Consider the following 7,416-nt stretch of genomic DNA (forward strand, 5'->3'; position numbering starts at 1 on the left):
CAAGCTGTTATCAGCTCTGTTTTCTTCTTAAACCGAAAGCCAGCGCTAAACTTAACCCTACCCAAATATACAATGGCCAAGTACCAACGATTCGATATGGCGTTTTCCCATCGGTTGGGGTGAGCTCTGCGCGCAGTACTGCAGTTTCAAACTGCGGAACTTGCTCAACGATTTTACCCTTGTGATCGGTTACCGCTGTTAATCCATTGTTAGTCGAGCGGATGAGCGGTTTGCCCAACTCTAAGGCACGCATACGGGCGATCTCCATATGCTGAAGAGGGCCGATAGAGTGACCAAACCATGCATCGTTTGAAAGCGTTAGAATGAAGTCTGTTTCGTCAGTCACATTTTGACGCACTTGCTCATTAAAGATGATCTCATAGCAAAGCGCTGGTGCCATGTGCATGCCATTCGCAACGATGTTTGGCTGCACAAAAGCCCCACGGCTAAACGATGACATCGGTAGGTTAAAGAATGGCGCTAATGGGCGCAAAATATCTTCAAATGGTACAAACTCACCAAACGGTAGTAGGTGATGCTTATGGTAACGTTCGCTTAAATCGAAGCTGTAGTCACCGTATGGTGTGATGCCGAGTGACAGAATACTGTTGTAGAACTGTCGATCTTCAGCTTGATTGACGACACCGGTGATGATTGCGCTGTTATTCATTTTTGCAGCGCTGTCGATATTGCTCAAAAATGAAGGCACTTCAATTTCAAAAGCGGGAATTGCTGCTTCTGGCCAAACGATAATGTCAGCGTCCCAGTTTTCACGAGTTAAGTCAGCGTATTTCATGATGGTTGGCCAGCGTTGACTTGGTAGCCACTTTAGGTTCTGGTCTACGTTACCTTGAATCAGCGCGAGCTTAGTCGTGTCTTCTGGTCGGGGTGTTACCCAATCGTAGTTGCGAATCCCAAAGCCAGTACTGAGTAGTACCGCAGGGATAATCACCATCAGCCACTGCTTATGAATCCATGCATAGGCTAACGCCCCTGCGCTGATAAGGATAAATAGAGTAAGCAGTTCTACGCCGCCAATTGGTGCAAAGCTTGCGAGTGGAGCATCTATCTGGCTATAGCCTAGCCATAACCAAGGGAAGCCGGTCATCACCCAACCACGCAACCAATCACTGATCAGCCATAAAGCAGGTGCAGCGAGAAGTGCTTTTGTGAGCGTAAATTGAGGAAACAGTTTGTTGTTGAGCCAAGCAAATAAGCCTGAATAAACAGCCAAGTAGGCAACAAGTAAGCCCATTAAAAATAAATTGGCAATGAGCGGCATACCGCCAAAACCGGAGATACTGACGTAAACCCAGCTAACGCCAGTTGCAAATTGACCTAACCCCCAAGCATAACCAATCCATAGTGCGCGTTTCGGAGTTTGGTTAGCAAGAAGAATCAGTAGAATTGCAGGGCTAAGAATGGCAATAGGCCACAGCTGGTAAGGAGCGAAAGCGAGTGTAGTAGAGGCGCCAACAAAAGCGGCCACTAAGGGCCGCTTAAGGCGATGAAAGAGTTCATTCATCATTGTAATTTTCTGAGATTCCCAATGGGTATCGCGTTACTCTTGAGTGGCTTCAACCAGGGTTTCTTCGTCTGGGATCGTCACTTGGAGTTGAATGACACGACGGTTATCGGCAGCGGTGACTTTGAAGTTGTAGCCTTCAATTTCAACCAGTTCACCACGAGAAGGTAAGTGACCAAAGGCAGTCATGACCATACCACCAACGGTATCAACTTCCTCATCGCTGAAGTTGGTTCCGAATGTCTCATTAAACTCTTCGATGGTTGTCAGCGCTCTGACAGCAAACGTATGCTTGCTCAGCTTACGAATGTCCGTCTCTTCACTTTCATCGAATTCATCTTCAATATCCCCGACGATTTCCTCAAGGATATCTTCAATGGTCACAAGACCAGAAACACCACCGAATTCATCGACAACAATGGCCATATGATAACGTTCTTCACGGAATTCTTTCAGCAGTCGATCAACGCGTTTACTTTCCGGTACTACAACCGCTGGTCGAATGACTTCTTCGATATCAAATGGATTGCTGCCTGAGCCTAAGTATTTAAGTAAGTCCTTCGCTAGAAGTATGCCTTCCACATGGTCTTTATCTTCGCTGATCACAGGGTAGCGAGAGTGTTGAGCATCGGTAATCAAAGCAACCAAGGTATCAAGGTCGTGAGTACGCTCAACTGTAACCATTTGCGAACGCGGGATCATAATGTCACGCACACGCATTTCGGAGATTTCCATAACACCTTCAAGCATATCGCGAGTGTCATGGTCAATCAGGTCGTTAACTTCAGAGTCGCGGATAACATCCACAAGCTCTTGGCGATCTTTTGGTTCGCCCTGAAATAGTTGACCTAGACGTTCAAAGAAGGACTTTCTACTCGGACCTTCTGCCTTTTCTTTCTTATCTTCGTTAGAAGAGGGAGAATTATCTTCGTTCATTGTTTCTCAATTAAGTAACGCTATCAGAAGTGTGATAGCACACATAGAGAGGCGAACACGAGAGTCATTTAGGTGGTTCGCCTTTCCCTGTCGAGTGGCCAATAGCTACTCTTTTTCAGCAATGTAAGGATCTTCATAACCCATACCTTGCATGATTTCGGTTTCGAGGGACTCCATCTCTTCGGCTTCGTCATCCTCTATATGATCATAACCTAGCAGATGCAAGCTGCCATGTACAACCATATGCGCCCAATGTGCTAGCAGAGGCTTGCTCTGTTCAACCGCCTCTTTTTCAACAACTTGGCGGCAAATAATCAAATCACCAAGTAAATCTATTTCCATACCAGGAGGTGCTTCAAATGGAAACGACAACACATTAGTTGGTTTATCTTTGCCGCGATACTCATGGTTGAGCGTATGACTTTCTTGTTCATCAACAATACGAATGGTGACTTCGGCTTGTGGCTGGAAGAGAGGTATTGTCTTATCTAGCCACAATTGGAAATCTTGCTGCGAAGGCAGACCTTCTTCATTTTCGACTGCCAGTTGCAGATCAAGTTCAATCGCCATGGTTATTCCTTAGTTGAAGCAACTTGTGCATTCAGTTCGGCTTTTGCTGCTTCTAGTAACTTCGCATCGCGTTCTTCACGACGGCGTTTCTCGAACTCTTTACGCTCTTTCTGGTCTTGTGCTTCCCACTTCTCGTACGCGTTAACGATACGAGCAACCACAGGGTGACGTACAACGTCGTCGGCCAAGAAGAAGTTAAAGCTGATGTCGTCAACTTCGCTTAGTACTTCAATAGCATGACGAAGACCCGATTTCGCACCACGAGGTAAGTCAATCTGCGTGACATCACCAGTGATAACCGCGCGAGAGTTAAAACCAATACGTGTTAGGAACATCTTCATCTGCTCAACAGTGGTGTTCTGACTCTCATCAAGAATGATGAAGGCGTCGTTTAGAGTACGACCACGCATGTAAGCAAGAGGGGCGACCTCAATCACGTTACGTTCAATCAGCTTCTCTACGCGCTCAAAGCCCAGCATTTCAAATAGGGCGTCGTATAGCGGACGTAGGTATGGGTCGACTTTCTGGCTTAAATCACCAGGTAGGAAGCCCAATTTCTCACCAGCTTCAACCGCTGGACGAGTAAGTAGAATACGACGGATCTCTTGGCGCTCTAGTGCGTCAACAGCTGCTGCTACAGCAAGGTAGGTTTTACCTGTACCAGCCGGGCCAATACCAAAAGAAATATCATGCGTGACCATGTTAACCAAGTACTGCGCTTGGTTTGGCGTACGTGGTTTGATCACACCTTTCTTGGTTTTGACGAAGACTTCTTTACCATGCTCGATGTTAGACTCAGTATTCTGCTCAAGAACACCAGACTCTTTGATCGCTAGATGGATTTGCTCAGGCTCAATATCTGGGATCTCACCTCGTACAGGTGCGGTATCAACATATAGAGTTTTCAGGATATCCAGCGCAGCTGATGCGGTATGAGGTTTACCGACAATCGTAAAGTGGTCACTACGGTGGTTAATTTCAACGCCTAGACGACGTTCTAAATGCTTGATGTTGTCATCGAATGGACCGCACAGGCTAGCTAGTCGGCGGTTGTCTGAAGGTTCTAGGTTAATTTCTAGAGTTACGATTTTATTGCTCAATGTTGCCTCTCATTTTTTGCCACTTAGTGAGAGCCTGATAACGACCAGGCTCTCTATGGCTATTTATACGAGCTTACGGCGTAAAAGTAGCTACACCCAGCTCATCTTCGCGACGTGTTTTCGCCATCATCTGCGTTGGGGAAATCACACTACGAAGATCCATGTCTTTTTCAGTACGTACTAGCTCACCACGCAGTGAGTTTGCAAATACGTCTACGATCTTCACATCAACGAACTGACCAATTAGGTCTGCACTACCTTCAAAGTTTACTACACGGTTGTTTTCTGTACGAGCGCGTAGTTCCATTAGGTTTTTCTTCGAAGGACCTTCAACTAGAACACGTTGTTCTGTGCCAAGCATTAAGCGAGAGTAACGCATCGCTTGAGCATTGATAGTTTGCTGTAGTTCGTAAAGGCGCTCTTTCTTCACTTGTTCTGACACATCACAAGGGTAATCCGCTGCTGGCGTACCTGGACGTGGAGAGAAAATAAAGCTGAAGCTCATGTCAAAGTCTACATCTTTGATTAGCTTCATGGTGTCTTGGAAGTCTTTGTCTGTCTCACCAGGGAAACCAACAATAAAGTCTGAACTGATTTGGATATCAGGACGAGCTTTACGCAGTTTACGGATGATCGATTTGTATTCGATAGCGGTGTGAGGGCGTTTCATCATCGTTAGGATACGGTCACTACCACTTTGCACAGGTAAGTGCAGGAAGCTCACAAGTTCTGGCGTATCTTCGTATACTGCGATGATGTCGTCTGTGAATTCTAACGGGTGGCTCGTCGTGAAACGAATACGGTCGATACCATCGATAGACGCAACCAAACGAAGCAGTTCTGCAAATGAACAGATCTCACCATCGTGCATAGGACCACGGTACGCGTTTACGTTTTGACCCAGAAGGTTTACTTCACGTACGCCTTGTTCAGCAAGTTGGGCGATTTCGAACAGTACGTCATCCATTGGACGGCTTACTTCTTCGCCACGAGTGTACGGTACGACACAGTAAGTACAGTACTTAGAGCAGCCTTCCATAATAGAAACGAATGCTGTCGCACCTTCAGCGCGAGGTTCAGGTAGGCGGTCGAATTTTTCGATCTCTGGGAACGAAATGTCCATAACTGGTGCATCATCGGACTGAGATTGTTTGATCATCTCAGGTAGGCGGTGCAAAGTTTGTGGGCCAAAAATAACGTCAACGTATGGTGCACGTTCACGAATATGGTCACCTTCTTGCGTTGCTACACAACCACCTACACCGATAACTACGCCAGGTTTTTTATCTTTTAGTGTTTTCCAGCGGCCTAGCTGGTGGAAAACTTTCTCTTGCGCTTTTTCACGGATCGAACAGGTGTTAAGTAGAAGTACGTCTGCTTCCTCTGGCTCTTCCGTCAGCTCATAGCCGTTTGCAGCATTAAGCAGGTCGGCCATTTTTGATGAATCGTATTCGTTCATCTGGCAGCCCCAGGTTTTAATTAGCAGTTTCTTACTCATCTCACTTTCGCTCGTTCAGTTGTACTTAAATCGGAGAGCTATTGCTCAAATTATAGCCGCCATCACGGCGGTAAGCGGCGTATTGTACTGCTTTAAAAAGCACCTGACTAGTGATCTAGCTAATTCTCTGCAAAGCCTGATGAAATCTAGTTTTTCGCCCTATGCAGAACAAGGTTTTTTGTTAAACAATTTTGTAAAAATAGCCATGGAAAGTACAATAAAAAAACGCCAATTAATCAGCACGATGAAGAGTGAAAAATGAACAAGTATGACATCGCCGTGATCGGTGGCGGTATGGTTGGGGCAGCCGTCGCTGTTGGATTTGCCAAGCAGGGCAGAAGCGTTGTCTTGGTCGAAGGTACAAAACCTAAAGTTTTTGATGCCGCTCAGGCGATGGATATTCGTGTATCTGCAATCTCGCACCAGTCGGTGGAGTTACTTGATTCACTCGGAGCATGGTCAGAGATCAAGAGCATGCGAGTTTGTCCTTATCGGCGCTTAGAAACTTGGGAGCACCCAGAGTGCCGTACTCGTTTTCACTCTGATGAATTGTCATTGGATCAGCTAGGTTACATCGTTGAAAATCGCCTAATCCAATTAGGTCTTTGGCAAGTCTTCTCTCAGTATGAAAATCTAACCGTGATGTGTCCTGAGCGATTAAAAGCCATTGAGTTTGCAGATGTAAACCTTGTGACACTAGAAAGTGGGGAGCAGTTTGAAGCTAACTGGGTGATTGGTGCTGATGGTGCAAACTCTAAAGTTCGTCAATTGGCTGGAATTGGTGTAACTGCGTGGGATTACCGACAACACTGCATGTTGATTAACGTGAAAACAGAATTGCCTCAGCAAGATATTACTTGGCAACAATTTACACCTTCAGGCCCACGTTCATTTTTACCTCTGTGCTCTTTGAGTAACGACGATGGTCAAGTAGTAGGCCAAGGTTCTTTGGTTTGGTATGACTCGCCTAAACGTATTAAACAACTGTGTGCGATGGGTAAACCTCAACTAAGGGAAGAAATTTTACGTCATTTCCCTGCTGAATTAGGCGATATTGAAGTTTTACAGTTTGGCTCATTCCCACTCACTCGTCGTCATGCGCAAAGCTACTCAAGCAAAAATTGCGTGTTAGTGGGTGACTCTGCTCATACGATCAACCCGCTTGCAGGGCAAGGGGTAAACTTAGGCTTCAAAGATGTAGACGTTCTCCTTTCGGTAACAGAACACCAAGAAAAGCTGGAAGATACCTTACTCGCGAAATACGAACGCGCACGTCGACCTGACAACTTACTCATGCAGACGGGCATGGACTTTTTCTATAAAGGTTTTAGCAACGATCTTGGGCCATTGAAGTTCGTACGTAATGCTGCATTGAAGCTTGCTGAAAACTCAGGGCCAATTAAGGCTCAAGTACTGAAATACGCGTTAGGTATGTAGTAAGCTACTCAAATCACAGATAGAAAAAAAGCGAGCCATGAGCTCGCTTTTTTAATTCGGCAAATCTAATGATTTCCCGAGTCCAGAACCAAAAAAAGAAAAAACCCAGCAAAGTCATGCTGGGTTTTCCGATAATGGTGCGGAAGGAGAGACTTGAACTCTCACACCTTGCGGCGCCAGAACCTAAATCTGGTGCGTCTACCAATTCCGCCACTTCCGCAACTTAATCTATAGATATCAAGATAATTGGTAAAATCTCAATATCGTTGTATATGGCAGGGCTACCTGGATTCGAACCAGGGAATGGCGGCATCAAAAGCCGCTGCCTTACCGCTTGGCGATAGCCCTAC

The 7,416-nt window shown here is 45.9% G+C and carries 6 protein-coding genes and 2 tRNA genes; 1 reads left to right on the plus strand and 7 read right to left on the minus strand.

Going from position 1 to position 7,416, the window contains the following annotated elements:
- Positions 1–10: 10 nt before the first annotated feature.
- From lnt to miaB, 5 genes are all read right to left on the minus strand, one after another.
- Positions 11–1,528 carry an apolipoprotein N-acyltransferase gene (lnt, locus tag R7D93_RS17415; RefSeq protein WP_005384119.1) on the minus strand — a complete coding sequence of 506 codons (1,518 nt, stop codon included), beginning with the start codon at positions 1,526–1,528 and terminating at the stop codon, positions 11–13.
- Positions 1,529–1,561: 33 nt separating this feature from the next.
- Positions 1,562–2,461 carry a CNNM family magnesium/cobalt transport protein CorC gene (gene corC / locus R7D93_RS17420; RefSeq protein WP_005384118.1) on the minus strand — a complete coding sequence of 300 codons (900 nt, stop codon included), beginning with the start codon at positions 2,459–2,461 and terminating at the stop codon, positions 1,562–1,564.
- Between the two features lie 105 nt (positions 2,462–2,566).
- Positions 2,567–3,031: an rRNA maturation RNase YbeY gene (gene ybeY / locus R7D93_RS17425; protein ID WP_005373030.1), complete on the minus strand. Its 465-nt coding sequence runs from the start codon at positions 3,029–3,031 to the stop codon at positions 2,567–2,569.
- Positions 3,032–3,033: 2 nt separating this feature from the next.
- On the minus strand, positions 3,034–4,131 hold the full coding sequence (locus tag R7D93_RS17430) for a PhoH family protein (RefSeq protein ID WP_005373033.1): 1,098 nt from the start codon (positions 4,129–4,131) through the stop codon (positions 3,034–3,036).
- A 73-nt stretch (positions 4,132–4,204) separates the two neighbouring features.
- Positions 4,205–5,629, minus strand: a complete 1,425-nt coding sequence (gene miaB / locus R7D93_RS17435; RefSeq protein WP_005373038.1) for a tRNA (N6-isopentenyl adenosine(37)-C2)-methylthiotransferase MiaB — start codon at positions 5,627–5,629, stop codon at positions 4,205–4,207.
- Positions 5,630–5,887: 258 nt separating this feature from the next.
- On the opposite strand from miaB, the gene R7D93_RS17440 reads away from it, so the two are divergent.
- Complete coding sequence (locus R7D93_RS17440) at positions 5,888–7,066, plus strand: 2-octaprenyl-3-methyl-6-methoxy-1,4-benzoquinol hydroxylase (protein ID WP_017821766.1); 1,179 nt, start codon at positions 5,888–5,890, stop codon at positions 7,064–7,066.
- 135 nt (positions 7,067–7,201) lie between these two features.
- Here the strand turns inward: R7D93_RS17440 and R7D93_RS17445 are convergent.
- A tRNA-Leu gene (locus R7D93_RS17445) sits at positions 7,202–7,286 on the minus strand.
- A 53-nt stretch (positions 7,287–7,339) separates the two neighbouring features.
- Positions 7,340–7,414 (minus strand) — tRNA-Gln (locus R7D93_RS17450).
- Positions 7,415–7,416: the final 2 nt, after the last annotated feature.

The sequence above is a fragment of the Vibrio sp. YT-15 genome, assembly GCF_033337445.1.
Classification (GTDB): Bacteria; Pseudomonadota; Gammaproteobacteria; order Enterobacterales; family Vibrionaceae; genus Vibrio; species Vibrio alginolyticus.

What these genes read in the sequence shown, in the direction of transcription:
- lnt (WP_005384119.1), bottom strand. Translation starts at nt 1,528, where the DNA reads ATGATGAATGAACTCTTTCATCGCCTTAAGCGGCCCTTAGTGGCCGCT.
- corC (WP_005384118.1), bottom strand. Translation starts at nt 2,461, where the DNA reads ATGAACGAAGATAATTCTCCCTCTTCTAACGAAGATAAGAAAGAAAAG.
- ybeY (WP_005373030.1), bottom strand. Translation starts at nt 3,031, where the DNA reads ATGGCGATTGAACTTGATCTGCAACTGGCAGTCGAAAATGAAGAAGGT.
- miaB (WP_005373038.1), bottom strand. Translation starts at nt 5,629, where the DNA reads ATGAGTAAGAAACTGCTAATTAAAACCTGGGGCTGCCAGATGAACGAA.
- R7D93_RS17440 (WP_017821766.1), top strand. Translation starts at nt 5,888, where the DNA reads ATGAACAAGTATGACATCGCCGTGATCGGTGGCGGTATGGTTGGGGCA.